Raw genomic sequence first — 24914 nt, 5'->3', positions numbered from 1 at the left:
TACCACCCCATTAACTTATAATTCATCTACGTTCATCATTTTTAGACATAAACATTATTCCTGTTACAGCTAGTAGCAAAATTCCTGCCTCAAATATAGAGTCAAATAGTCGATAATCTAAATAAATAGCTGTAACTAGATTTTTTGATCCTGTTTCTTCAAATCCTTTATCTAAATAATAATTTTTAGCATATTCATTTTTCAGTTCACCAATTTCTAGATATGCAAGCCAAAAGGCAAACATAATTACAACTAAAATAATAATTGCAAACATCCTTTTAATCATATCTTTCACTCTCTTCTACTTTTATTATTTTTATATCTTCTATATCTTTGGTCATTTGTTCTAACTTATTCATAAGGATACTTGCTTTTTTTCCTATAAAAAGATATTTTCTATTATCTTGAGGAGATTTTTCAACAATTAAATCAATATTTCTTTCTCTAAAAGCCCCTTGTATTTGTCCATCATCGTTTTTGTATACTGATAACTTTAGTCCATAATGCTTAGCAAATTCCTCTAAAACCTTATAGCCTTTTCCAGTATCTCTATCTAAAAATTCATCATTTAAATGGTTTACTACAATAAATTGCTTTTGTTTCTCTATTGCTATTATAAAAATCAAAGGAATTATAGCACTTCCAATTGCAGCTTCAGCTAGTGCAACATCTGGAGATTTATTCATATAATATAAACTAGCTGCTATAAGTGAAAAAGCTGATGAAAATATTACTAATCTTAAATTGTCCTTATCTAAAATAATAGTTAAAGCAATTATTATCATAATAATTTGTAATAATGTTTCTATTCTCATCCTTTCCCCTCTTTCTTTACTTCAATACCATTTAGATAAGCAGATCTTGCTAAAACATGATTACTTATTGGATTGGTAACCATTAAAAATAACAATATTAAAAGTAATTTGATGGAAAATTGACTTATTCCCGCTCTAATAATTAAGGCTGCTATTATTGTTATACTAGCAGCTGTATCAATCTTACTACCTGTTAATAACCTTGCATACATATTATTAAACCTAAAAATACCTATAACTCCAAAGATTACATATATCCATGAAATAATAAGAAGGATTTTGTAAATCATTTTTGTCTTCCACCTCTTGAAATGAATAGTGACAATAAAGTTATAGTTAAAAAACCTATAATTCCATACGCTATACTTACATCTAAGACGTGTATATTATCAGTATAAGACCCATATAAGGTAAGCAATAAAATTGTTTTTGCAGAAATTAGATTTAGGGCTAGAAGTCTATCCCAAACTGTAGGACCAATAATCATTCTAATTGAGGTTATTACCATTGCTACAACTATAAGGACCATAGTTATCAGTAGAAACAATATTTTCATCCTTTCTTAATAGAATACTTTCGAACTTATCTTTTATATTTCTCTCAATTGATTTCCCAAATTCTCCATCATTCTCTATAGATAATACCAAAAGTTTGTTATCATATGAGTCAATAGTAATAGTTCCTGGTGTTAAAGTTATGGAATTAGCAATAATAGTAATTATTAAAGGGTCTGTAGTACTTAATTCTATTTCAACAATCATTGGAGCATATTCTTTTTTTATTATTCTGAAAATATGGAAAAACGAAGCCTTATATATTTCACATATTAATCTAAGTGAATACTGTATTAGTACGGTAAACCTAGGAATTTTAATCTTAAACCCCTTAATATCATAATAAATTCCAAAGGATAATCTGCTAATAATATAACTAACTATTACACCGGCAATTAAATTCCACATGCTAAAATCTAACGTAAACATTATCCAAAATATAACTAATACAATAAAAAGTCTATAGCTAATTTTCTTTTTGTACATATAAGCCTCCTTTAGCTTGTTTTTAAATGTACAATGTTTATTTTAAATTTTTTATTAATTTTAGAATTTCTTTTTTATCCACTATAGTATATCTATATTTGTTTAAAGTTTCAATGTTTTGTTTTTGTTACTTTCTATAAATATAAAATAACTGAAGTAGTCAGTAATTGTAAATATAAGCATTTTGATTTGTACTTTCTATCTTCTTTAAAAACTTTAATTTTTAAGAAAGTTTATAATAATTTTATTCTTAATTTTCTATAAAAAGACATAAAAATGTCTACTTAGATTTTATGTCCTTCATCCTACAAATAACTATCTTAAATTCTTGGCTTTTGTTATAATACACATTTGAATCATTAATCATATTTCCTATTAAAAATAAACTTTCTTTTCCTTCTATATTACCGGCTAATTGCCAATAATACTCCTCTATTTCTTCTACTCTAGGAATATCTAATTTTTCTTTAAGTTCTCTAATTTCCTTTTTATCGATATAAAATTTATCTTTTATAGTAAGCTCTACTATGGTAAATTTTTCTTTATCTTTTATCTCAATGTTAATATTTGTGGCATTATTTTTAAGTAAGAAATAAATCAACTCATTAATAATTGAAGCAATTCTCTTTTTTTCTTTGTTCATAAAAATCACCTTCTTTGAAAGAATATTATTTGTAATACAAATATTAACTTTAATCATTATATATAACTAAAAGTTTTTTTGTTTTTTTACCCTTTATAAAACTATTCAAACCTATCAATATTTAGCAAAAAATCAATTCATAGGTATATAAATATAGAACAAATGCGTTTGACGACGCTTTGTTAGCCCTCAGGTCCTAGCTCTTAGCTCTTGGTTTTAAGGTCAATCTTTAAGAATAAAAATATCATTTTATGGTAAATATTTACAATTTATTATCTGCCTTAAATTCACTTAGATTCACACCTGCAATTTCTTCCAAAAAATGTTTGAGTTCCTAAACAGGGAAAACATCGACTTTATAGATTTGTTAGTTAGTTGTTATTTGTCTTTGTTTGAGCAATTTATAGAAATATACTTTTTACTTCGACAATAAAAAAAGCGAGCAAAGCTCGCTTCCGCTAGGGGAACCTAGTTCCCCTTCGGCGGGTACTTCTTAACCCTTAAGCACCCCTCTAATAAGGCAGGGGATTTAATCCCCTACAACCCCTCTTTTTTTATTGTCTTACAAAATTTTCAATAATACATAAATACAGTATTCTTCATTGTTTCAACAATTCATAGAAATATACTTTTTACTTCGACAATAAAAAAAGATTGCCAGAGGGCAACCTTTTTCTATTTTCAATTGATTTATATCTTTATTCTCCCCTTAACTTACTTAATATAATCTTTTGTTCAACCTGTGCAACAAGTTTTCTAGTATATGCAACAGTATCCGGGTTTATACTCATACTATCTATACCCTCTTTTACTAAGAACTCTGCAAATTCTGGATATAATGAAGGTCCTTGGCCACAGATTGATACAATTTTTCCATACTTATGGGCAGCTTTAATTAGTGTAGATATTGCCTTTTTAACAGCAGGGTCCCTTTCATCAAAATATCCCATACTATTTAATATTCCTGAATCCCTATCTGCACCTAAAATTAATTGTGTTAAATCATTACTACCTATACTAAACCCATCTACAAGTTGTGCAAATTCTTCAGCTTGGAATATAACTGATGGTACTTCCGCCATTATCCATATTTTAAAGTTATTACTTTGAACAAGACCCTCTGATGCCATTATTTCCTTAGCCTTTTTAAGCTCCCATGTAGTTCTAACAAAAGGAAGCATAGTCCATACATTGATTAAACCATATTCTTCTCTAACCTTTCTTATAGCTTTACATTCTAATCTAAAACCTTCTTCATATTCAGGAGAAATATATCTTGATACACCTCTCCAACCTATCATAGGGTTATTCTCTACTGGTTCTACCTCTTCTCCACCCTTTAGTCCTCTAAATTCATTGGTTCTAAAGTCACTTAATCTTACTACAAGGGGTCTTGGATATATTTTTTGAGCTACTTTTGTTATTCCCTCAGCCATTTTCTCTATAAATAATTTTTCTTGGCCTGTTTTAAGTAAATACATTGGATGGGCACCAACTAGATTTGTAAAAATAAACTCTGTTCTCATAAGACCTATGCCATCAAAAGGTAAGTGCTTATATTTATCTATTATAGAAGGTTCTCCTAAATTCATATATATTTTTGTTCCTGTTATTGGTGCTAATTGGTGTAATAACTCTTCATTTATACTTATATTACCTGACTGTTCCTTTTTACTTTCTTTATCTTCATCAATAACCTTTCCATCATATACTACTCCTCTAGTTGCATCTACTGTAATAACCTTTTCATCCTCAAGTATCTTACTTGCATTCTTAGCTCCTACTATACAAGGTATTCCCAATTCCCTTGAAACAATAGCTGCATGACAAGTTCTTCCACCTTCATCAGTTACCACTGCTTTAGCCCTTCTCATTGCAGGAACCATATCAGGATTTGTCATTGTAGTTACAAGAATATCTCCTTCTTGAACCTTTGATATTTCATTTATATCTTTTATATTTCTAACCTTACCAGCACCCATTCCAGGTGATGCAGCTAATCCCTTCACTAAAACTACCTTTTCCTTTTTCACTTCAACCACCTCTTCTTTTTTGTCTTTAAGTGTAGTAATAGGTCTAGATTGTAATATATATAACTCTTCAGTATCATTATCAATTGCCCATTCAATATCCTGTGGAGAGTTATATAGTTTCTCAATTGTAATTCCACTATTAGCTAAATTCTTAACTTCCTCATCACTTATACATTGTGCATTTACAGCATTTTCTCCTAATATATCCTTTACCTTTACTTCTATAGTTCCAATACCTTCTTCCTTTTCTATTATCATAGTATTTTTTTCTGCTATATTCTTTTCAACAATACTTAACCCTTCCTTATTTACAATAAATTCATCTGGAGTAACTGTTCCTGAAACTACTGACTCTCCTAATCCCCAGCTTGCATTAATCATTATTTCTTTAGAATCGTTTGTAATAGGATTAGCAGTAAACATTACACCAGATATCTTACTATTAACCATCTTTTGTACAACAACACTTAATGAAACTATAAAATGGTCAAATCCCTTTTTCTCTCTATAATATATTGCTCTACCTGTCCAAAGAGATGCCCAACACTTTTTGGCATATTGAATAACTTCTTTAACTCCCTTTATATGAAGGTAAGTATCCTGCTGTCCTGCAAAGGAAGCATCAGGAAGATCTTCTGCTGTTGCAGAACTTCTTATTGCAACCCTTGGATTCTGTAAATTTACTTTTTCACTAAATTCTAAATAAGCATTTTCTATTTCCTTAACTAACTCCTCTGGAATATCTGCCTCTTCAATTAATTTTCTTATTTCTGCACTTTTTTCTTGAAGCTCATTAGAATCTTCTATATTAAGACCTTTAACAATCTTTTTTATTCCATCATCTAGATTAGCACTGTTTATAAAGTAAGTATATGCAGGTGCTGTTATACAAAAACCAGGTGGTACATTAACACCCTTTATGGTTAATTCACCTAAATTAGCTCCTTTACCCCCAACTAGTGAAATATTATCTTTATTAATTTCATTGAACCATTTTATATACTTATAATTACTCATGTTTTTCCTCCTTTTTTATATCATTATCATGAATATTATAACATACTTTTTATTGTTTGTGTTATACTATTTAGGATTTTATTTTGTTTTATGTATACTATTATTAAATATGTTACACATTTACCTTCTACTTTTCTGAAAAAACAAGTCCCCTAATAGCTAAGATTTAACTATTAGGGGTTTTTTATCTAAGAAAATATATTTAAATAAATTACTAAAATACTGAGTAACTTCCCTCGCCTTTTTAAATAATATAATCAATTGTACTCTTTTTAAAAAGAGAATTTATATTATCATTAAAAAATTCTTTTATTTCTTCTAAGTCTTCTTTTTTATATACATATTTGCCATAACCAAATTGTCCATACTTAAATTTTCTTTCTTCTTCATCCATAGGAAGCTTTGTTTTTGGAAATACCTCTAATATTCTCTTTTTAGCACTACTAGTAAATCTATGTGAAATAACCTCAAAACGAATTTCCCTATCTATATCTTTCCCTAAGCTATTTTTTAGGGCTTTTAACATATTCAAATAATCTTCCTTCCAACCATCATATCTAATAATAGGGGCAATTATGAAACCAAGATGGTATCCATGATCAAAAATTTTTTTACTTGCTTCTATTCTCTTTTCCAAAGGAGATGTACCATGTTCATACTCCTTTATTACCTTTTCTGAATTTATGCTAAATCGTATAGTAGTATGACCTTTATGGTCTATACCTAATAAGTTGTCTACTTGATGAAATTTAGTTACAAATCTTAATCTTCCAAGTTCCTCTCTTCCAAAAAATTTTATAGTTTCTGCTAAACTTCCAGTATATTCTTCAAATGGAATAGGGTCTGAAGTTGCTGCAGCTTCAAAATAAGTAATATCAGGTTTTCTTTCTTCTATATAATCCTTTGCCTTCTCTAAAATTTCGTTAATATTAGCATAAATAGTAGTATATGGCTTGTTTCCAAACCTTGTATTTAAATAACAATATTCACATTTTCCAGCACAGCCAGACACTAAAGGAAGCTGATAATGTGCCGAAGGCTTACAAGTTTGAAATTCTTGTTTTTTTCTTACCCTCACAACTAAAGTATTTTTCCCCTCTCTGTAAGCCTCTTGAGGTGTCTTTCCAGGTATTGATGTAACTCTATTTGATTTTAAAATTTTAATTTCAACATTTTCTTTTTTATTAAAAAGATTATAAAGTTTTTCTCCTAATGGATATTCTAATGCTCTTTTTTCAAAATATACCCTTTTGGGAATATAATTCATATATTATCTTCTCCTTTAATTTACTTTTATCTATAGTATTTAAAAAAACCTAATAATAAATTCTAGCCTTTTTATGTATATAAAAAAAAGTTCTTGAAATACTATATATGAAAAAGTTTATAACAAGGAGTGATTTAATGGATAGACTAGCTCTAATTTTAGTAATTATTGGAGCCTTAAATTGGGGGCTTATTTCATTATTCCAGTTTGACCTAGTAGCTTCATTATTTGGTGGTCAGACTTCAGCTTTAAGTAGAATAGTATATGGTCTTGTAGGTTTAGCTGGTTTATATTGTATATCATTATTATTTAGAGAAAGAGAAAAGGTTGAATAATTAAAAAAAGAAATTCGCCAGTTAAAAGTTGGCGAATTTCTTTTTAACAAAATTTTTTCTTCTTGTATAATCTATATAAGTTTAAGATCATATAAATCTGTTCTTCTATGCTTTAATAATGGTAATTGATTTCTTATTTTATCAATTTTTCCTAAGTCTAAATCTTCCACAAGTATACCTTCTTTTTCATCTAATTTATTTACTATACTTCCCCAAGGGTCAGTTATAATAGAGTTCCCATAAGATACATAAGGTGAGTTTTCATCCCTTGCAGGTGCTGCACCTATCATATAAACCTGATTATCTAATGCCCTTACTTTAAATAGTGGATCCCAATGGGCTGGTCCAGTTGTCATATTAAAAGCTGCAGGAATTATAATTATTCTGGCTCCTTTTAAAGCCATAAGCCTAATAAGTTCAGGAAATCTTATATCATAACATATAGCTACACCCATTTTTCCATAATCTGTATCAAAAACTGTTATGTCTTTACCATAACTTAATGTATCAGATTCCTTAAAGCTTATTCCTCCCTCAATATCTATGTCAAACAAATGTACTTTTCTATGTCTCCCTAGAATATTACCTTTATTATCAAAAGTATAACTAGTATTGTAAATATTACCCTCTTTATCCCTTTCAGGTATTGAGCCACCTATTAAGTAAATATTTTTCTCCTTTGCCAAATTAGATAAAAACTTAATGGTTCTTCCCTCTGGATAACTCTCTGCAAATTTAGGAAAATATTTATTGCTATAGGGACAATTAAATATTTCCGGAAGAACTACAAGCTTTGCACCTTTTTCTACTGCTTTATTAACCATATTTTCTGCTTTTTCTAAGTTTTTATCTTTATCTGTAGTAATAATCATCTGGCATATACCTACTTTTAGCTTATCCAACAATCTCCCTCCCATTTACCTTTTATATTATTACTTCTATACCTATTATAGGAACCCTTGAACTTTTTATTATTTTTAATATATTAATTAAACCATACATTTATTTCTCTCTTTGCTGATTCTACACTGTCTGAACCGTGAACAATATTCTTCGTAATACTACTTGCAAAGTCTCCTCTTATTGTGCCAGGGATTGCCTTAGTAAAATCCTTATTACCATTGATATTTCTTACTAATTTAATTGCCTCATTACCTTCAAGTACCATCACTATTATCGGTCCTTCTTGCATATATTGAATAAGTTTTCTAAAATAATCCTTACCCTCATGCTCTACATAATGTTTCCTTAGTGTTTCTCTATCTGCATTAATTAACTTACAGTTTTTTATTTTTAATCCTTTCCTTTCATATCTATTAATTATTTCTCCCACTAATCCCCTTTTAACACCATCTGGCTTAATAATAACTAAGGTTTCTTCCAAGATTCTTCCTCCTTTCTTTAGTAAAACTTTATCTTGAAAAAAAACATCCAGCTTGAAATAGCTGGATATTTATCTTCCAAATAGACTAAATAGGAGCACTACTATTATTATTCCTATTATATACATTAAATTTACATTTTTATACCATTTTTCTCCTTCCTCTGGTACAAAACTTTTTATTTGTTGTTTCTTTTTCTCATCTTTTTTCTTAAGTTGAGGCTCTATTTGAAAAATTTTATTCTTATAATATCTTACAAGTAAGTTTTTAACTATTAAATAATATGTAAATGTAATTACAAAGAAAGTAAATTTATTATTACTAATACTAAAATATCCAAAATAATTTAAGGTTACAGATAATGCAATATACAACACAAGTAGAAGTGATAAAACAAAATAATAACTTCTAATAAGCCTCTCCTTTTTCTTTGCCATAAATCTTCCTCCGTTTCCTGCTTATTTCCCTGAAATTGAAAGTTTTTTAATTTTCAATGAAGGAGATCCTATAAATCCATTACCTGAAGGTAATACAAATTTAAGATCATCAGCTATAACCTCTATTTCTTTTAACATATCAAAAAAGTTACCGGCGATAGTTATCTGATTTATAGGCCTTTTTATTTTCCCTTTTTCTATTTCATATCCATATGCAGAAAGGGAAAAATCTCCTGAAACTGGATTAAGTCCAGAATGTAGTCCCTGCACATCAATTATTAATATTCCCTTTTCAATATCTTCTATTATTTTATTAAAACTATTTTGTCCTTTTTTAATATACATATTTGATGGAGCTATGGAAATAGGTGATTTATAAGAACCTTTATATCCATTACCTGTAGACTCTACACCATCTTTTTTAGCTGTTTTTAAATTATGTAAATAAGTTTTTAATATTCCATTATCTATAACCTTTTTATATTTTGTACTAACACCTTCTGCATCAAAAGAACTTGATGCTATTCCTCCTTCCATATATGGGTCATCTACTATTGTTATATTAGAATTAGCTATTTCCTTACCTATTTTATCTTTAAGCAATGATAAACCCTTTTGTACATTTTCTGCAGAAAAAATTGGAACAAAGGCTTCTAAAATATTAGCAGCCACATCATTTCTTAATATAGTAGTATATTCTCCGGATTCAATGCTATCAGCACCTAGCATTGAAATAGCCTCATCAACTGCCTCTTTTGCTAATGATTTAACATGAAACTTTGAAAAATCATTTGTAATTATATATTTTCCTGATGTTTTTACATCATCTCCATCTTTAACCACCACAGAGATATAGGAGTATGCAATATTAGAGTTGTTTTCTAAATCTAATCCTTTAGTATTAACTATCCTACTATAGACAGTTTCTTCTCCATAAAAACAATAATCTACGGCTACTACCCTTTTATCTAAGGCAAAGGCTTCTTTTTCTAACTCTTTTACAAAATTTATTTTTTCTTTTGTAGATATATTTTCTAGTTCTTTATTAAAACTTTTTACTTCTTTGTAATTTTTAGAACCTTTAAATATAAACTCCTCATCATCACTATCAATGTTTAAAGCATTATCCATTGCATCTGTAACAAGGGTTTTTATAGAATCCTTATCTAATTTTTCTGTATAGGAATATCCCATTTTTCCCTTATATATTCCTCTAAAGGATAATCCCCTTTCATCTGCAAGACTATATTTATCTATTTCCCCTTTAAATATTTTTATATCTAACTTTTTATTGCCATGGATATAAACTTCCATATCTTCAAAACCTTGCTTTTTTCCATATTCAAATAATCTATCTACTAGCTCTTTAATGTCCATTATTCTGCCCCCTTTTTGTTAATTCTAAATATGACTATTTTAATTTCAGTTTCTTTAGTAAATTAGTGTTCTCAAATTTTTCTCCGAAGTCTTTTTTAAACTCTGTAAATAATGGTAGTGGGGAAGCTTTTATTTTTTTGCCTTTCTTCCCCCTACAGTTATAGATCTTACCCTTATTGTTGGTTGGCCAACATTAACTGGTAAAGAACCACTTAATGAACCACACATCCCTTGACCAAAGGCAAGATTATTCCCAACCATATCTATTTCTTTTAAAATATTTCTTCCATTACCAATAAGTGTAGCTCCTCGTACTGGTTTTTCTATTTTTCCATTTTTTACAATATATCCTTCCATTACTGCAAAGTTAAAATCTCCCGTTGAAGGATTTACAGAACCCCCTCCCATATATTTTGCATAGAGTCCATATTCCGTATTCTCAATAATTTCCTCTCTAGTAGATTTTCCATTACATATATATGTATTTGTCATTCTTGATGTTGGGGCATATTTATATGATTGTCTTCTCCCTGAACCTGTAGGCTCCATATTCATTTTTCTACTATTTAGCTTGTCTATTAAATATCCTTTTAATACTCCCCTTTCTATTAATACATTTTTTCTAGTCTCCATACCTTCGTCATCTATATTTTGTGACCCCCATTCATTAGGTATAGTTCCATCATCTACTACAGTTACTAAGTCTGATGCTACTTTTTCACCAATTTTCCCTGTAAATATGGAAGTACCCTTTGCAACTGATGTAGCCTCTAATCCATGTCCACATGCTTCATGTAATATAACTCCTCCGAATCCATTTTCTATAACAACAGGCATTTTCCCACTAGGGCATAGGTCAGCATTTATCATAGTTTTAGCAATTCTAGCTGCTTCCTTAGCATATTCTTCAATATTAATTTTCTCGTAAAATTCAAATCCCATATGGGCACCTGGACCAAAGAAACCGGACTGCATTTCTCCATCTTTTGAAGCAACAGCGTTAATTGCAATTCTAGTCCTAACCCTTTTATCTTCAACAAATAGCCCTTCTGAATTTGCAATCAAAATATTTTTTTCTACATCCATATAATTAACTGTAACCTGAGAAATTACTTCATCATAATTTTTAGCTGTATTATAGGCCCTTCTCATAAGCTCTACTTTTTTAGCCTTTTCTACGTTATTTGGAAGTACCTTAATAAAGTGTTTATTGTCTAATGAACTTTTCCTTAAATCAATAGCAATATCCTTCTTATTTTCTGATAGAGCCTTTGCAGCTTCCCTTGCTACTTTAATAAGGTTTTCTTTAGATGAATTATTAGTGTATGCATATATGCTATTGTTTTTATTAAAAATTCTAATACCTACTCCATAATCCCTTCCCGAAAGACCTTTCTCAACCTTTCCACCTATCATAGTTAATCCAGTATTATACTTATCTTCTAAATAAACTTCTGCAAAATCCCCTCCAGTAGATAGTGCATCATTAATTACAGCCTCTATAACCGATTTATTCAACATACAATTCCCTCCTTATATTTAAATTCCAATATTTTATTGGTGTAAATATTCATATACAAATACATCTAATGGTTTCTCATTAAAGAATATTAAGTTTAATTTTTGTGCAGTCTTACGTAATTTTTCTATATTTGGACACATAAAGACTAATTCACATATCCTTTACTTTTAAATTTGTTAACTGCAAATTTTAATCCATCCTCATAATAATCCTCACCATCTATATATGAAAGTGATAGACCATTTGCTTTAGACATTTTATTACTTAATATTAATGTTGATTTGACTTCATTGTTTTCTTTTAATACGTAAACATCCCCTCTATTAATTAATTCTTCTAATAATTTTTTATCCAATTTTATAAAAGTCCAATCAAAAGCTATATAATTTTTTCTTAATTTCATCTGATTACTATCTAAAATATAAGATATATCATCAAAGTTATCTACCTTTTTATATTTCTTGGCTTTTTTGGTACTTTGGTAATTATCATTACCATAAAATATCTTAAAAGAAACAGATTTTTTAAATCCATTTTTCTCAATAATTTTTATACTTTCATGATTTTCTATATAAGTTGAAAGTGATATTGATTTTGCTTTCATCCTTTTTGCTTTATCAATAAAATACCTGGTCATCTCTTTTCCAATTCCTAACCCTCTATACCTTTTATCTACCCTTATACCTTCAAGCCATATATCCCCTGGTTTTAATACAGTAAGTTTTGCAAATCCTACAACTTGTCCATTAAGCTCTGCTACTGTGAATTCTCCTTCTCTATCATCAATCCATTTATCCACAATATTAGGTATGTAATCATCACCTTCCCAAATTGTCGTTGATATAGAGATTATATCTTCCCTATCCTCCTTATTGACTCTCCTTATATTAAGCATTTTATTTATCCTCCTTTAAAAAGACCCTAATGTTATATTTCTCTAAAATATAGAATTTTCCTCTCATATTTTAAATTTATAATTACTTTCATAAAATGTTTAGGGCTGAATAAATTCAGCCCTACAATAATTTTCAATTTTTTATTTTAGATTTTTAATTTGAAATATCTATTTCTCAAACAACTGAAGCTAAAATTAATAGTTCCTCATTATCATTATATATTCTGTCAAATTGAGTTATTGGCAATGGATTTCTACCCCTTCCAACCTCTATTGTGTATCCCGGCTTTCCATATCTATAAATAAACCAGTCTTTGTAACCTGCATATGAAGCAATTCCATAAGCTTCAGCAAGTCTATATCCACTTACCTGTGATAATAATTCTCCTATTCTTCTAGCTACTGGTGGAGCCATGTTTTGAAAATCCCAAAAGATAACTTCTCCTTGACTATGATATGCTAATACTAATCTAAAATTATGTTGTCTAGTAAAGTTTGCTACTGCACTTGATTCCGGTTCTGATTCTGGATAAGGTCCTGAATATCTTGTAGGTCCTGGACCATCAACTCCATATCTAGGTTCTGCTTCCTTTGAAAGCTCCCATAGAGCATTATAGTTATGATTTAAATCTACTCCCCTTATGTTTGCCTGCCACACCTGTGAGAAGGGCAGACCGGTATCATTCCATTCTAATAATTCTTCATAATATGGGTTATCTCTCTGGAGGCCATTAAGAACTAAATCAATACCATCAGGGTTTACCATAGGTACAATATAAATTGTACTTTGATTCCAGATATCCCTTATATCATATCCGCGAATTGAACTTCCTTCTGCATAAGCTTCTGAAAAATTCTCAATAAATTTCATTAATAAAGGTACAGTTATCCATTCAAGGGCATGGTGTGCACCATTATAGAATACTTCATTAGGGCCATTTCCCAGTTTAATATAATATAACTCTCTTCCTAACACACTATTACCTATAGAACCTACTTCCAAAAATGGATACCTAGCCTGTAATCCCCTTATATCCCTTTCCATTATTTCATGGGTATATTCAATATCTGTATCTACTACATCAATTCCATATGGAACAACAATTTCTCTGCCTATAGTTAAATTATAAGGGTTAAGACCAGGATTGGCAGTTAAAATTTTATCTACTTGAGTATAATACCTTCTAGCTATGTCATATAATGTATCTCCTGGTCTTATTACATAATTATCATATCCAAGTAAAAACCTTTCAAGTATACTATATGTTCTAGGTCCAACGATACCGTCTGGTACAAGGCCATTATCACGCTGAAAATTAATAACTGCCTGCTGAATTCTATATCCAAAAATACCGTCAATAGGTCCAGGGTTATATCCAATTTTATCTAAAAGTGATTGTATTTCCATTACATCTGTTCCTGTGGAACCTAATCTTAATACTCTCATTATCACCACCTCTTATTCTATAATCTATTCAAAATAATCAAAAACGGTACAAATATCATGAGTCAGAGGAATATCCCCTGACTCATGATTCATTAATTTTTAAGTATTTTAGTAGCCGTATCCAAATAGTATAACTAATAGTAGGAAGAAGAATAGTAGGCTTTCATCTCCTTCTTCTCCAAACCAATTTCCATTATTAAAGAACAATACTAAAAGTAAGAAAAAGAAAAGTAAACTTTCATCTCCATCTCCAAAAAATCCTTTAGACATTAGAAAACCCCCTTAAACAATTAGTTGATTTAATTTAATACATAATATTCATCAAGGGGTATTTCCGTTACAATTTTAAAACTCATCATCTGATTCTCTTAAAATTCTAATTATTTTTTCTAACTTTCTTATTGTCTTCCTGGAGCTTTCATTCATTACAGGTTCAAAACTTTTTGCAACCATTATTAAAGGTTCAATACTACTATCTACACTAGAAACAGCATTTTCTCTATTAGAAAGGACTTTAGTTTGTACTTGTTGCAAGTTTTTCTTAACAGTCAAGGCCTTTTCCATAATATCTCTATTTTTTCCTTCTGAATAGTTTATCAATTCTTCTATTATTCTTTCCTTTCTTTCATCTCTGGTTAACTGATCCACAGTACTTGCACTTACTTCCTCATTATATTTTTCCCTTTTAATCTTTTTCATTTTGTTTAAAATTTCTAATACATCTTTTGCTTTACATAGGTTAACCTGGTCATTATAATAGAAATAATTCTTAATTCTATCTAACATCTCTATTTTTTCATCTAAATTAGTATCAAGGTTTAGTTTTTTAAAATTAAATCCACCTTGGTTAGTTAGTAAGATAGCCATGAAGGGCAAAAGCATAGTGCCTATACCTTTAGACCCTTTTTTATCATCAGTTAAATCGGTAACAGATGAACCTTTACTAGGCAGTTTATTATTCATGCTAATATAATCACCTCTATTCAAATTATTAATCCCTATTATTCCCTAATTTATACTATGCAAAGAACCAATTTTAGTGAAAAAAAAAGCAGCCATAGTTGGCTGCTTTTTGTTTACAAGTCTTCTAATCCCAATTCCATTCTAAGTTCACCTAGTGATTTTGAAGTGACATTTTCCCTATTTAATTCTAAAAGCTTTATAGCCTTTTCTAAATCATCCTTACTATTTACTTCAATCTCTAAATAAGGATATGGATATGTTTCTTTATCCCATGTGTCTATATCAAATCTTATATCTTCATATTTATAACTAATCCTTTCCTTTTCACCTTGATGCTTTTTATTTAATTTTAGATTCTTTAGTATTTCCGTTAAAGCTTCCTTATCTTCTACTTTAGTTTCAATCTCAACATTTTCCCTTAAACCATCTTTACTTATATTCCTTTTTAAGGTAAATATGTATTCTGTATCTTTATTAACTAAATCCCTTCTCTCTCTTATTCTTAAATAACCATTCTTTTCATTTTTTATATATCTGTCTTCTGTATCAAATATGGTATTAATCTGATACTCCTTCTTTATTAGTTTAGCTCCCAAATCCTTTAATTTCTTTTCAATCTCATCCTTATTTATATTAAGTACTTTAACCTCTAGCTCTTTTCCCATTGCAACTCACCTTCCTATTGTGCAGTATTTTTCATAATCATTACATGATTTTTTTAAGTTTAAAGTTAATGTAATCACATGAAATACAATGAAAGTCTATTCCATCAATTTTCCCTTCAACAGCAAATTTATGTCCCTCACTATGTAAATGACCATAGACGCAAACTTCTACATTATATTTTTTCATTACCTCTACAAACTCGTTAGGTGTTTTATCTATATTAAAAGGTGGATAATGAAGCATAACAATTATTTTATTTACTTGTTTACATACTGAGTTTAATGATAGTTCTAGCCTATTTACCTCTCTATTAAACACCTTCTCATCATGTGGGTCAAACTCCTCACTATCTTTAGAGGGCCATCCCCTAGTTCCACATATAGCTATATCTTTATATATAAAATGGTCATTATAAAGAAAGTGAATAGAATTAAGCTTTAGGGAGTTTAGTTTTGATTTAGTACCCCACCAATAATCATGGTTACCTTTACCTATAACTTTAATACCGGGAAGTTCATCTATTTTCGTTAAATCTACTTTAGCTTCATCAAGCTTTAATGCCCATGATATATCTCCTGGAATAAGAACTAAATCATCATCAGAAATAACCTTATTCCAATGGTTAAATATTTTTTTTTCATGGTCCACCCAGTTTTCTCCGAAAATATCCATAGGCTTATCTCCAATGGGGTCAAGATGCAAATCTGCTATACCATATACTGCCATATTTTCACCTCTAATCTATGTTAAAGTTAAAGTTTAACTTTAAGTTTAAATTGGCTATTTTTCAACATTTCTCTGGGTTGAAGTAAAACTTTTAAAGTTCTACTTTAACCTATTTCAATAAAATTATAATCTGTATTTATTTTATCTAATACTTCTTTTTCCCTTTTATGGCATGTAAATAATATTATCTGCCTTTTATTAGACTCCTTTATAAGGAAACTAAGTATATTATATAACCTTTTATTGTCATATTGTACAAAGCAATCATCTAAAATTAATGGAAGATTATTATCTCCTCTAATTATATCAATAATTCCAAACCTTGTGGCAAAGTAAAACTGGTCAATTGTACCTCCACTTAGCTTTTCTATATCTATAAGATTTGCCCCATGTGGGTTAACAGCCTTAATATCTATACTATCTGTAATCTTTACTTCATTATATTTACCATTAGTAATCTTTTCTATTATTGTACCAACCTTTTTATTTAGCTTAGGTGCAAAATCACTTTGAATTTCCTTTGAAATCCTATTTATTGTATCTCTAGCAATATTTAATGCTTTAATCTTTCTTTCAAAGTCCCTTTTCAATTTAGTTTTTCTAATGATTTCTTCTTCTATATCAACCAATGGTTCTGTATTTGAAGTTAAATTCTTAATCTTTTCTTCTAGCCTTGTCTTTTCCTCTTTTTGTCTTGATATTTCCCTTTCTAATTCCTCTAATTTGTTAATAAAAAATTCTCTATCTAATTCTTCATCTAATTCCTCGATATCTTTTGTATCTATATCCATAAATTCTTTAGCCCTATGTTCAAGGGTTTCAAGGTCTTCATTATCTAAAACTCTGTTTAATAATTCTTCTTTATTTTTTAGTGATTGGCAAATTTCAATATATCTGTTTTTCTTATTTAGTTTTTCTTTAAACTCTTGTATATTCTTTGATTTGTTTTTAGAAATAATTTCTTTATACTTTTCCTTAGTATCCAAATGTTTTTGATTAATTTCCTCTACTGACTTTGAAAGTTTTTCTTTAGCTTCGATTATCTGTGTTTTTCTATTCTTTAATTTAGTATATTCTTTATACATATTTCTTACCTGCATAATATTTTCAAGATTTATTTCTTCCTTTAACCCAACTAAAGTCAAATATTTATTAATAAACCCTTTTAAATTTTCTATTTCCTTTCCTAACTCTTTTTTCTGATTTTCAAGTCTTTTAATAATAGTTATATTATTTTGCAAGTTATTGTTCCTATTATATTCATTAAACTTCCTTGTAAGTTCAGCCTTTGATAAACATCCATGCTTTCTTAAAATATTTTTCATTTCTTCTTCGAGCTTATTAACTTTTTGTTCAATCTCATATTTTCTCTTTTTTGTTTCTTCAACTTGTTTTACTAAAGAATTAATATCACTTTTTAATGTCTTAGACTTAACAATAGAGTATAATAAAGTACCCAACGGTATAATGTTAGCAGTTAAAATCAATGGATTTATTAAAAAACCTAATATACTAAGTAAAATCATTCCTATACCTGATACTCCCACAAAAATATTTAACCTTTTTAAACTTCTTTTCTTCTCACCTAGCTTTGATTCAAGCAAAATATTCTTTGATTCATTTTTAGAATATATTAATTTGTTTCTTTCTTCTTCCTTAGCTTCATGTTCATAAAAGTCTTTTTCAATGTTATTGAACTCTTTTTTACAGTTAGTTTTATCTAACTCTTCTTTATACTTTTTAATCTCTTCATCTATTGATTTTACTTTTTCTTCCTTTTCCATTAAAATATTAAAATTACTCATTACATTATCTATTTCATCATCTTCTATATCTTCAAAGTATTTTAATTTTTCTATTTCCTTTTCAATATCATTTAAGCCATCTAGCAGATTATTATGCTCTTTCTTGGCTTCATTTAAGTTTTTCTCTAACTCTTTAATCCTATCATCTAATCTTAAAGTTTCTGTATAATCATCCCCATTTATATTTTTATATTCCTCAAGTTTTAAAATTTCTTCCTTAAGCTTTTCTATTTCATCATATAACTTTTTACCTTCTAAGTAACGCTTCTTAGTTTTTAAACCATCAATTAGTGATACTTTATCTTTTACTTTATCCCTTTTACTTAATAAAGAATCAAGCTCCTTCGATACAATATTTAATCTTTCCTGATATATTTTTATGTTATCGTATATTTTTCTTGTTTCATCTCTCTTTTCATAAAGCTTGTTTAAATCATTTACCAACTTACCATATGGTGAGGTTTTTATCCTATTTTCTGTCCCTATATCTTCAATTTTTTTATCAAGTCTTTCTAAAACCCTTTTTATTGATATATCTTCATCTAAGCTTCCCCCAAGGTTAATAAGGCTATCCTTTACTTCCTTTGCTAGAGATTCTTCTGTTTTATTGCCTAATTGCTTTATACTTACTGTATTATTATATACTATACTATTTAATCCTAAATGAAGAGAAGCTGGATTGTGAAGTCTAGTTACATTATCATATTCAAACATATGTGTGACATCTTCACCAGTTTTATCATCATATATTTTAACTTCATCATTTCTCTTCATAAAATTCCTTTCAATTCTATATATAGAATCTTTGTATCTGTATTTAAGGATTCCTTTATATTCATTACAATCCCATGGAAGATATTTATGATAGTCATCAGTATAAAGTTTTCGTTTAGTATATGGTTTAAAAAAGCCATAAAACATTCCTTCTATAAACTTATGTATAGTTGTTTTTCCAGCCTCATTGTTGCCATAAATTACATTCAATCCATCTTTTAACTTTAAATGCTTACCTTTAAATTTACCAAAGGCACTTAAAATTAATTCCTCGATAATCATTATTTTATCACCTTCTCTTTAAAAAGCTCTTCTAAACCATAATATAATGCCTCTTTTACTATAGGATCATCTAACCCTTTCTTTTTCATTTCTTCTATAAAACATCCAATTATATTTCCTTTATTATCTTTTAATATTTTGTCTATATCATAGTCAGGCTTTGATTTATCTATTAATTCTATATAGTAAAACTTATCATTTAAAATATTCTTTAACTCCTGTAAATCTATGTTAATATCACTGTCCCTTACCCCTTTTAAAACAATTCTATAGAGGTTTTTCCTTCTATTTTTCTCTTCATCACAATTAGAGACTAAATCTATTATGTCGTTAAAACTCATACTTTCATTTAGCTCTAAAGATTTTATAACAAATTCCCTCTTTCTTAAAGAAGTAAAGGTCATTTTTATTTTTTCCTTTGATATAACTCCTTCTATTATTCCATGGTCACCAGGTTCTCCAAAATCTAATGGTTCTGGACTTCCACAATATGCTATATTATCATCTATAAATTGAGGTTTATGAATATGTCCCAATGCTATATAGTCAAACCTACTGTTTATTAACTTTTCTTTAGAAATTGGTAAATAATTTGATCTATCATTTAACAGATCCCCATGAACCAATAAAATATTTATTTTTTCATCATTTTCTACCTCTAAATTATCTAAAAGACTTTCCTTCTCTTCTTTTTTATCCCAACTTAATCCCCATACAACGGTATTTATATCTTGAAACTCAATTTTTTGAACAGTATTACTATCAAAAATATGTACATTATCTGACCATTCAATTAATCTATATAGGGATTTGTTAGAGCATGGGTCATGATTTCCTGCTGCAATTACTACCTTTGTACCTTTAATATCCCGAAATCTGTCACTTATCCGCTTTACATCTCCAATAGTACAATACTTATCTTCAAATAAATCCCCTGCAATTAGTAATAGGTCTACTTCTTTCTTTTTAGCCCTATCTATTATTCTATTAAATGTTTCCCATAACTCTATTCTCCTATTATAGGCCTGTTCCTTATCAAAGCTAGCATTTTTAAATTCCATCCCAAGATGGATATCTCCTGTATGAATACATTTAATTTCCATTTTATCACCCCACTTCATAGAACATTTATTCGATATTTACAATGTTTATTCCTCCTTTTAAACAAAAAAAGGGTCGGGCCTGAATAATTGAAAGTTAGAAATAATTCAATTATTCAGGCCTGACCCTAAAAGTTTATTCCTTATTTTTTTATCTGCCTCAGCTAAATCATAATCCTTTAATTCTTCAATTTCTATCCATTTAAAATCATTACATTCTATTGCCCTTGGATTACCTAATATATATTTTGCCATATAGCATAGTAATAATATTGTTACATTTTCATATTTATGATAGACAACCTCATATATATCCTCTATTTCTATTTTAATATCTAATTCCTCCATTATTTCCCTTCTAAGGCATTCCTTTGGAGTTTCATCTTCTTCTAATTTCCCACCTGGAAATTCCCACTTAAGTGCCTGATTCTTTTCATCTTTTCTCTGGGTTATAAGTATTTTATTTCCCTTCTTTATTATCCCCGCTGTAACTATTAACACTTAACTCACCAACCTTAAATTTCAACCTTTAAATTAATAGTTTTCAATAAAATCTTCCATCCTTCGTATAGCTTCAACTAAAATATCCATATCGCATGCATATGATATTCTAATATAATCATCCATACCAAATGCAATTCCAGGGACTACAGCTACCCTTTGACTTTCCAATAACCTGTTGCAAAATTCAATTGAAAAACTATCATCAAAATTAATTTTATCCTTAAGCTTAGATATATCAATAAATATATAGAAGGCACCCTCTGGATTTACAAAGGATATACCATCAATCTTAGATAGCATGGCTTTAGCTTTATCTCTTCTCTTTTTATAGGTTTCTACCATTTTATCCATTTCTTCTTGTGAGTAGTTTAGTGCTCCATATGCTGCCCATTGTGAAATAGTTGATGGGTGTGATACTAAATGTCCTTGTATAGTTGAAATGGCCTTTGCTATTTCCTTTGTTGAAGCTGAATATCCTATTCTCCACCCAGTCATAGATGCTGACTTAGATAACCCATTAATCGTTATAGTTACCTCTTTAGCCTTATCTGATATAGAAGCTATACTTACAAAATTATCAATATATCTAATTTTTTCATATACTTCATCTGCAATTATATAAATATTATTTTTACTACATACTTCAATTATTCCCTCCAATTCCCCTTTACTATATATTGCTCCTGTTGGATTAGAAGGGTTAGATATTATTATCCCTTTAGTTTTTGGTGAAATATGTTCTTCCAATTGAGCTGGGGTAATTTTAAAGTCATTTTCCTTTGAAGTTTTAACAAATACAGGTTTTGCACCTACTAATTTAACCATCTCAGGGTAGCTTACCCAATATGGAACAGGAATAATTACTTCTTCTCCATAGTTAAGTAGTGCCAATAACGTATTAGTAATTGCATGTTTTGCTCCACTTGAAACAACTATCTCATCTATTTCGTATTCTATATTATTTTCCCTTTTAAGCTTTTCTAAGATTTTTCCTTTTAGTTCTATTATTCCTGCAGGATGATCGTATTTAGTTTTATTATTTTCTATTGCTTTAATACCCTCATTTTTAGCAGAATTAGGGGTTAAAAAATCGGGCTCTCCAATGCTTAAATTTAGTATTTTTACACCCTTCCTTTCTAACTCACTAACTTTACTACTTATTGCTATTGTATAGGATGGTGTTATGTATTTTAATCGTTCTGATAACATTTTGTTTTCCTCCTTTAATATTTCTTGTATATAGTTTACACTAAAATAATAATTTTTTGAAATTTATTTAAAATAACTTTAATAGCAAACTATTAATCTTCATATAATACCCCTTGATTAATTATAGGAAACAATATACAATAAGAATATAAACATATTAGAATTTTCTAATATGATAATATTAGAAATAGGTGGTGAGCTATATGAATGATATAATATTTAAATTATCAGCTTCTTATTTAAAAGCCCTTTCACATCCTACAAGATTAAAAATATTAGATATACTTAAGGATGAAGAATTATGTGTATGTAAGATTTTTGAAGCTTTAGAATTAGAACAATCAAATGTTTCTCAACACTTAAGGGTTTTAAAGGACCAAGGGATTCTAGTAAGTAGAAGAGAAGGTGCTAACATAATGTATAGGGTAAAAGATAAAGATGTATTTAATATAGTTAATAAGGTAAAAGAAATATTAATTAGACAACTTAATGAAACTCAAGATCTATTAGAGAAGGAGGGCGACTAAATTGTTTAAGCATATTGCAGATATACTTTCACCTTATATAGTAAATTTCATAAACTGGCTTTTTAGTAAGTTGGGGTCAAATTTAAGGGTTGGAAATGCCTTTAATGAAGCTGTAAACTTTTTTATATATGATACATTAAAGATAATATTTATTTTAAGTTTTATGATTTTTGTTATTTCTTTTATAAGAAGTTTTTTTCCACCAGAGAAGGTTAAAAAAGTTCTAGCAAAGTTTGGTGGTGTATGGGCCCATGTAGCCGCTTCCGTCTTAGGAGTTCTTTCTCCATTCTGAAGCTGTAGTACAGTTCCGATTTTTATCGGATTTGTGGAATCGGGGATTCCACTTGGAGTAACCTTTACATTTCTAGTTACATCACCTATAGTTAATGAGATTGCCTTAGGGTTTTTATTTATAACTTTTGGAGCAAAAATAGCTATATTATATACTTTAGCAGGAATGATAATAGGTATTGTAGCAGGTATACTTATTCAAAAGCTTAAACTAGAACACCTAGTAGAAGAATATGTATATCAAATACACATGGGAAAAAGTGAAGTAGAAGAAATGGATATAAAGGAAAGGACAAATTTTGCATTAAATGCCGTAAAGGATATTGTTAAAAGGGTTTGGATATATATAATTATAGGTATTGGTATTGGAGCAGCAATACATGGTTATGCACCTTCAGATTATCTAGTAAGATATGCAGGACCAAACAATCCCTTTGCAGTTTTCGTAGCTGTAATACTAGGAATACCTCTTTATTCAAATGCTGTTGGAACAATCCCTGTAGTAGAGGCACTTATAGGAAAGGGAGTTGGTGTTGGTACAGCTTTAGCTTTTATGATGTCAGTAGTTGCTCTATCTTTACCTGAAATGATATTATTAAAAAAGGTTATAAAACCAAAATTGATTGGTATCTTTGTATCAATAACTGGAGTGTCAATAATTTTAGTAGGATATTTATTTAATATAATTTTATAGGAGGGATATTATGAATATTAAAATCCTAGGACCCGGCTGTAAAAACTGTCAAAAACTTTATGATATGGCTAATGAGATAGTAGAGGAATTAGGAATTGATGCTAAAATTGAAAAAGTGACAGAATTTAAAGATATAGCAAGTTATGGTATTATGAAAACACCTGGTATAGTAATAAACGAAAAAGTTCAAGTTTCTGGAAGGGTTCCATCTAAAAAAGAAGTTAAAGAATTAATTAATAAAAACCTATAAGGAGGTATTAAAATGGATATTAAAATTCTAGAAATGGTTTGCTGAGGAGGAAGTAAACTAGCGCCCATCGTTGATGAGGCCTTAAACAGATTAGGTTCTGATGAAGATTTTGAAATTATTGGCGATGTTCCTACTATTGCAAAAATGAGGGTAAAACAAACTCCTGCTTTAGTAGTTAATGACAAAATATTATTTGAAGGCAGAATTCCTTCCCTTGATGAGGTTATTGAAAAATTAAAAGAAGTTATTTAAAAAAGGATAATGGGATATCCCATTATCCTTTTTGATATGAGTTTAAAACTCTTTTACTATATCATTATATCCCAATCTTTTTCCCCTCGGCTTTAACTCTTTACTCTCATCATGATACCCTAAGGCTATAAGCATTGTAACTATTTTATCCTCATCAATTGAAAAAACTTCCTTTACTTTATCTTCATCAAATCCTATCATTGGATGGGTATCTAATCCATAGTATTTTGCTGCATACATTATTGACATGGCAAGCAGAGAACTATTTCTTGCTGCAAAAGCAACTTTCTTCTCTTCAGATGGAAAAAGCTTTGTTTTAGAATAATTTATATATCCTTGTATTTCTTCTTCAGTAGCTCCTTTGTCTATTTTTTCATCCCAAATAGGATTTTCTCTAAGGAAGCCCCTTGTATTTCCTATAATAGCTAATACTACCGGAGCCTCTAATACCTTATCCTGTTTACAAGCCTCATTATATAGTTTTTTCTTCCATTCTTCAGACTTTATTACTAAGACCTCCCATGGTTGAAGATTAAAGCATGAAGGAGCTAATGTTGATAATTCAATAATTTCCTTTAATACTTTATTGTCTATTTGTTTATTTGGGTCAAAATAGTTAACTGATCTTCTGCTTTCAAATATCTCTTTTAAATCTTTCATA

Annotated in this window: 28 protein-coding genes and 1 pseudogene; 5 read left to right on the top strand and 24 right to left on the bottom strand. The window is 29.0% G+C overall.

Features of this window, described 5'->3' with window-relative positions; genetic code table 11:
- Positions 1 to 22 precede the first annotated feature (22 nt).
- From BET03_RS10450 to splB, 8 genes are all read right to left on the bottom strand, one after another.
- The gene (locus BET03_RS10450) at positions 23 to 286 is read right to left on the bottom strand and encodes a Na(+)/H(+) antiporter subunit B (RefSeq protein ID WP_120170064.1); all 264 of its coding nucleotides are present in this window, start codon (positions 284 to 286) and stop codon (positions 23 to 25) included.
- Complete coding sequence (locus BET03_RS10445) at positions 279 to 815, bottom strand: Na(+)/H(+) antiporter subunit B (protein ID WP_120170062.1); 537 nt, start codon at positions 813 to 815, stop codon at positions 279 to 281. The genes BET03_RS10450 and BET03_RS10445 overlap by 8 nt, the downstream gene beginning before the upstream one ends.
- Positions 812 to 1105, bottom strand: a complete 294-nt coding sequence (mnhG, locus tag BET03_RS10440) for a monovalent cation/H(+) antiporter subunit G (protein WP_120170060.1) — start codon at positions 1103 to 1105, stop codon at positions 812 to 814. Before mnhG ends, BET03_RS10445 begins: the two co-directional genes overlap by 4 nt.
- The gene (locus tag BET03_RS10435) at positions 1102 to 1344 is read right to left on the bottom strand and encodes an MrpF/PhaF family protein (protein ID WP_243096920.1); all 243 of its coding nucleotides are present in this window, start codon (positions 1342 to 1344) and stop codon (positions 1102 to 1104) included. The genes mnhG and BET03_RS10435 overlap by 4 nt, the downstream gene beginning before the upstream one ends.
- Positions 1304 to 1855 (bottom strand): Na+/H+ antiporter subunit E, encoded by a 552-nt coding sequence (locus tag BET03_RS10430; protein WP_120170056.1) that lies wholly within the window; start codon positions 1853 to 1855, stop codon positions 1304 to 1306. Before BET03_RS10430 ends, BET03_RS10435 begins: the two co-directional genes overlap by 41 nt.
- A gap of 280 nt (positions 1856 to 2135) precedes the next feature.
- A complete protein-coding gene (locus tag BET03_RS10425) occupies positions 2136 to 2555 on the bottom strand; it encodes a hypothetical protein (RefSeq protein WP_183108830.1) in 420 nt (139 codons plus the stop codon).
- Positions 2556 to 3196: 641 nt separating this feature from the next.
- Complete coding sequence (gene ppsA, locus BET03_RS10420) at positions 3197 to 5548, bottom strand: phosphoenolpyruvate synthase (protein WP_120170052.1); 2352 nt, start codon at positions 5546 to 5548, stop codon at positions 3197 to 3199.
- 244 nt (positions 5549 to 5792) lie between these two features.
- Positions 5793 to 6815 carry a spore photoproduct lyase gene (splB, locus tag BET03_RS10415; protein WP_120170050.1) on the bottom strand — a complete coding sequence of 341 codons (1023 nt, stop codon included), beginning with the start codon at positions 6813 to 6815 and terminating at the stop codon, positions 5793 to 5795.
- A gap of 137 nt (positions 6816 to 6952) precedes the next feature.
- Between splB and BET03_RS10410 the strand changes: the two genes are divergently transcribed.
- Positions 6953 to 7150 (top strand): DUF378 domain-containing protein, encoded by a 198-nt coding sequence (locus BET03_RS10410; protein ID WP_120170048.1) that lies wholly within the window; start codon positions 6953 to 6955, stop codon positions 7148 to 7150.
- 71 nt (positions 7151 to 7221) lie between these two features.
- Here the strand turns inward: BET03_RS10410 and BET03_RS10405 are convergent, their stop codons facing one another.
- The 15 genes from BET03_RS10405 to BET03_RS10340 all read right to left on the bottom strand — a co-directional run bounded on the left by BET03_RS10405 (position 7222) and on the right by BET03_RS10340 (position 22239).
- Positions 7222 to 8052 (bottom strand): carbon-nitrogen hydrolase family protein, encoded by an 831-nt coding sequence (locus BET03_RS10405; RefSeq protein WP_120170046.1) that lies wholly within the window; start codon positions 8050 to 8052, stop codon positions 7222 to 7224.
- Positions 8053 to 8135: 83 nt separating this feature from the next.
- The gene (gene ndk / locus BET03_RS10400) at positions 8136 to 8534 is read right to left on the bottom strand and encodes a nucleoside-diphosphate kinase (protein ID WP_120170044.1); all 399 of its coding nucleotides are present in this window, start codon (positions 8532 to 8534) and stop codon (positions 8136 to 8138) included.
- Positions 8535 to 8603: 69 nt separating this feature from the next.
- Positions 8604 to 8969, bottom strand: a complete 366-nt coding sequence (locus tag BET03_RS10395; RefSeq protein ID WP_120170043.1) for a hypothetical protein — start codon at positions 8967 to 8969, stop codon at positions 8604 to 8606.
- A 21-nt stretch (positions 8970 to 8990) separates the two neighbouring features.
- Positions 8991 to 10346: a TldD/PmbA family protein gene (locus BET03_RS10390; protein ID WP_120170041.1), complete on the bottom strand. Its 1356-nt coding sequence runs from the start codon at positions 10344 to 10346 to the stop codon at positions 8991 to 8993.
- A 129-nt stretch (positions 10347 to 10475) separates the two neighbouring features.
- Positions 10476 to 11867: a TldD/PmbA family protein gene (locus BET03_RS10385; RefSeq protein ID WP_120170039.1), complete on the bottom strand. Its 1392-nt coding sequence runs from the start codon at positions 11865 to 11867 to the stop codon at positions 10476 to 10478.
- Between the two features lie 146 nt (positions 11868 to 12013).
- On the bottom strand, positions 12014 to 12763 hold the full coding sequence (locus BET03_RS10380) for a GNAT family N-acetyltransferase (RefSeq protein ID WP_120170037.1): 750 nt from the start codon (positions 12761 to 12763) through the stop codon (positions 12014 to 12016).
- 175 nt (positions 12764 to 12938) lie between these two features.
- Entirely contained in the window at positions 12939 to 14210 is a 1272-nt protein-coding gene (locus tag BET03_RS10375) for a M14 family metallopeptidase (RefSeq protein ID WP_120170035.1), read from the bottom strand.
- A gap of 108 nt (positions 14211 to 14318) precedes the next feature.
- Positions 14319 to 14480 (bottom strand): hypothetical protein, encoded by a 162-nt coding sequence (locus BET03_RS13695; protein ID WP_183108829.1) that lies wholly within the window; start codon positions 14478 to 14480, stop codon positions 14319 to 14321.
- 75 nt (positions 14481 to 14555) lie between these two features.
- On the bottom strand, positions 14556 to 15173 hold the full coding sequence (locus BET03_RS10370) for a hypothetical protein (protein ID WP_120170033.1): 618 nt from the start codon (positions 15171 to 15173) through the stop codon (positions 14556 to 14558).
- A 113-nt stretch (positions 15174 to 15286) separates the two neighbouring features.
- A complete protein-coding gene (locus tag BET03_RS10365) occupies positions 15287 to 15838 on the bottom strand; it encodes a class IV adenylate cyclase (RefSeq protein WP_120170031.1) in 552 nt (183 codons plus the stop codon).
- A 40-nt stretch (positions 15839 to 15878) separates the two neighbouring features.
- On the bottom strand, positions 15879 to 16565 hold the full coding sequence (locus tag BET03_RS10360) for a metallophosphoesterase (protein ID WP_120170029.1): 687 nt from the start codon (positions 16563 to 16565) through the stop codon (positions 15879 to 15881).
- Positions 16566 to 16669: 104 nt separating this feature from the next.
- On the bottom strand, positions 16670 to 19426 hold the full coding sequence (locus tag BET03_RS10355) for an AAA family ATPase (protein ID WP_120170027.1): 2757 nt from the start codon (positions 19424 to 19426) through the stop codon (positions 16670 to 16672).
- A complete protein-coding gene (locus tag BET03_RS10350) occupies positions 19426 to 20529 on the bottom strand; it encodes a metallophosphoesterase family protein (protein WP_120170185.1) in 1104 nt (367 codons plus the stop codon). The genes BET03_RS10355 and BET03_RS10350 overlap by 1 nt, the downstream gene beginning before the upstream one ends.
- Before the next feature lie 105 nt (positions 20530 to 20634).
- Positions 20635 to 21027, bottom strand: a complete 393-nt coding sequence (locus BET03_RS10345; RefSeq protein WP_120170025.1) for a (deoxy)nucleoside triphosphate pyrophosphohydrolase — start codon at positions 21025 to 21027, stop codon at positions 20635 to 20637.
- 33 nt (positions 21028 to 21060) lie between these two features.
- Positions 21061 to 22239: a pyridoxal phosphate-dependent aminotransferase gene (locus tag BET03_RS10340; RefSeq protein ID WP_120170023.1), complete on the bottom strand. Its 1179-nt coding sequence runs from the start codon at positions 22237 to 22239 to the stop codon at positions 21061 to 21063.
- Positions 22240 to 22442: 203 nt separating this feature from the next.
- Here BET03_RS10340 and BET03_RS10335 point away from each other — a divergent pair, with 203 nt between their 5' ends.
- The 4 genes and pseudogenes from BET03_RS10335 to BET03_RS10320 all read left to right on the top strand — a co-directional run bounded on the left by BET03_RS10335 (position 22443) and on the right by BET03_RS10320 (position 24253).
- On the top strand, positions 22443 to 22766 hold the full coding sequence (locus BET03_RS10335) for an ArsR/SmtB family transcription factor (protein ID WP_120170021.1): 324 nt from the start codon (positions 22443 to 22445) through the stop codon (positions 22764 to 22766).
- 1 nt (position 22767) lies between these two features.
- Positions 22768 to 23751: pseudogene (locus BET03_RS10330) on the top strand (permease).
- A 10-nt stretch (positions 23752 to 23761) separates the two neighbouring features.
- Positions 23762 to 24001 carry a thioredoxin family protein gene (locus BET03_RS10325; protein ID WP_120170019.1) on the top strand — a complete coding sequence of 80 codons (240 nt, stop codon included), beginning with the start codon at positions 23762 to 23764 and terminating at the stop codon, positions 23999 to 24001.
- Between the two features lie 66 nt (positions 24002 to 24067).
- Entirely contained in the window at positions 24068 to 24253 is a 186-nt protein-coding gene (locus BET03_RS10320; protein ID WP_120170017.1) for a thioredoxin family protein, read from the top strand.
- Between the two features lie 42 nt (positions 24254 to 24295).
- Here BET03_RS10320 and BET03_RS10315 read toward each other — a convergent pair whose 3' ends face one another.
- Positions 24296 to 24913, bottom strand: a complete 618-nt coding sequence (locus BET03_RS10315) for a nitroreductase family protein (RefSeq protein WP_120170015.1) — start codon at positions 24911 to 24913, stop codon at positions 24296 to 24298.
- Position 24914: the final 1 nt, after the last annotated feature.

The organism is Thermohalobacter berrensis, assembly GCF_003609645.1.
GTDB classification, from domain to species: Bacteria; Bacillota; Clostridia; order Tissierellales; family Thermohalobacteraceae; genus Thermohalobacter; species Thermohalobacter berrensis.
Note: the sequence above shows the minus strand (reverse complement) of the source record. Positions and strands in the feature narration are given on the sequence as shown.

What these genes read in the sequence shown, in the direction of transcription:
- BET03_RS10340 (WP_120170023.1), bottom strand. Translation starts at nt 22,239, where the DNA reads ATGTTATCAGAACGATTAAAATACATAACACCATCCTATACAATAGCA.
- BET03_RS10430 (WP_120170056.1), bottom strand. Translation starts at nt 1,855, where the DNA reads ATGTACAAAAAGAAAATTAGCTATAGACTTTTTATTGTATTAGTTATA.
- BET03_RS10410 (WP_120170048.1), top strand. Translation starts at nt 6,953, where the DNA reads ATGGATAGACTAGCTCTAATTTTAGTAATTATTGGAGCCTTAAATTGG.
- ppsA (WP_120170052.1), bottom strand. Translation starts at nt 5,548, where the DNA reads ATGAGTAATTATAAGTATATAAAATGGTTCAATGAAATTAATAAAGAT.
- BET03_RS10450 (WP_120170064.1), bottom strand. Translation starts at nt 286, where the DNA reads ATGATTAAAAGGATGTTTGCAATTATTATTTTAGTTGTAATTATGTTT.
- splB (WP_120170050.1), bottom strand. Translation starts at nt 6,815, where the DNA reads ATGAATTATATTCCCAAAAGGGTATATTTTGAAAAAAGAGCATTAGAA.
- BET03_RS10390 (WP_120170041.1), bottom strand. Translation starts at nt 10,346, where the DNA reads ATGGACATTAAAGAGCTAGTAGATAGATTATTTGAATATGGAAAAAAG.
- BET03_RS10350 (WP_120170185.1), bottom strand. Translation starts at nt 20,529, where the DNA reads ATGGAAATTAAATGTATTCATACAGGAGATATCCATCTTGGGATGGAA.
- BET03_RS13695 (WP_183108829.1), bottom strand. Translation starts at nt 14,480, where the DNA reads ATGTCTAAAGGATTTTTTGGAGATGGAGATGAAAGTTTACTTTTCTTT.
- BET03_RS10380 (WP_120170037.1), bottom strand. Translation starts at nt 12,763, where the DNA reads ATGCTTAATATAAGGAGAGTCAATAAGGAGGATAGGGAAGATATAATC.
- BET03_RS10375 (WP_120170035.1), bottom strand. Translation starts at nt 14,210, where the DNA reads ATGAGAGTATTAAGATTAGGTTCCACAGGAACAGATGTAATGGAAATA.
- BET03_RS10370 (WP_120170033.1), bottom strand. Translation starts at nt 15,173, where the DNA reads ATGAATAATAAACTGCCTAGTAAAGGTTCATCTGTTACCGATTTAACT.
- BET03_RS10325 (WP_120170019.1), top strand. Translation starts at nt 23,762, where the DNA reads ATGAATATTAAAATCCTAGGACCCGGCTGTAAAAACTGTCAAAAACTT.
- BET03_RS10315 (WP_120170015.1), bottom strand. Translation starts at nt 24,913, where the DNA reads ATGAAAGATTTAAAAGAGATATTTGAAAGCAGAAGATCAGTTAACTAT.
- BET03_RS10385 (WP_120170039.1), bottom strand. Translation starts at nt 11,867, where the DNA reads ATGTTGAATAAATCGGTTATAGAGGCTGTAATTAATGATGCACTATCT.
- BET03_RS10395 (WP_120170043.1), bottom strand. Translation starts at nt 8,969, where the DNA reads ATGGCAAAGAAAAAGGAGAGGCTTATTAGAAGTTATTATTTTGTTTTA.
- BET03_RS10445 (WP_120170062.1), bottom strand. Translation starts at nt 815, where the DNA reads ATGAGAATAGAAACATTATTACAAATTATTATGATAATAATTGCTTTA.
- BET03_RS10365 (WP_120170031.1), bottom strand. Translation starts at nt 15,838, where the DNA reads ATGGGAAAAGAGCTAGAGGTTAAAGTACTTAATATAAATAAGGATGAG.
- mnhG (WP_120170060.1), bottom strand. Translation starts at nt 1,105, where the DNA reads ATGATTTACAAAATCCTTCTTATTATTTCATGGATATATGTAATCTTT.
- BET03_RS10360 (WP_120170029.1), bottom strand. Translation starts at nt 16,565, where the DNA reads ATGGCAGTATATGGTATAGCAGATTTGCATCTTGACCCCATTGGAGAT.
- BET03_RS10335 (WP_120170021.1), top strand. Translation starts at nt 22,443, where the DNA reads ATGAATGATATAATATTTAAATTATCAGCTTCTTATTTAAAAGCCCTT.
- BET03_RS10355 (WP_120170027.1), bottom strand. Translation starts at nt 19,426, where the DNA reads ATGATTATCGAGGAATTAATTTTAAGTGCCTTTGGTAAATTTAAAGGT.
- BET03_RS10435 (WP_243096920.1), bottom strand. Translation starts at nt 1,344, where the DNA reads ATGGTCCTTATAGTTGTAGCAATGGTAATAACCTCAATTAGAATGATT.
- BET03_RS10425 (WP_183108830.1), bottom strand. Translation starts at nt 2,555, where the DNA reads ATGATTAAAGTTAATATTTGTATTACAAATAATATTCTTTCAAAGAAG.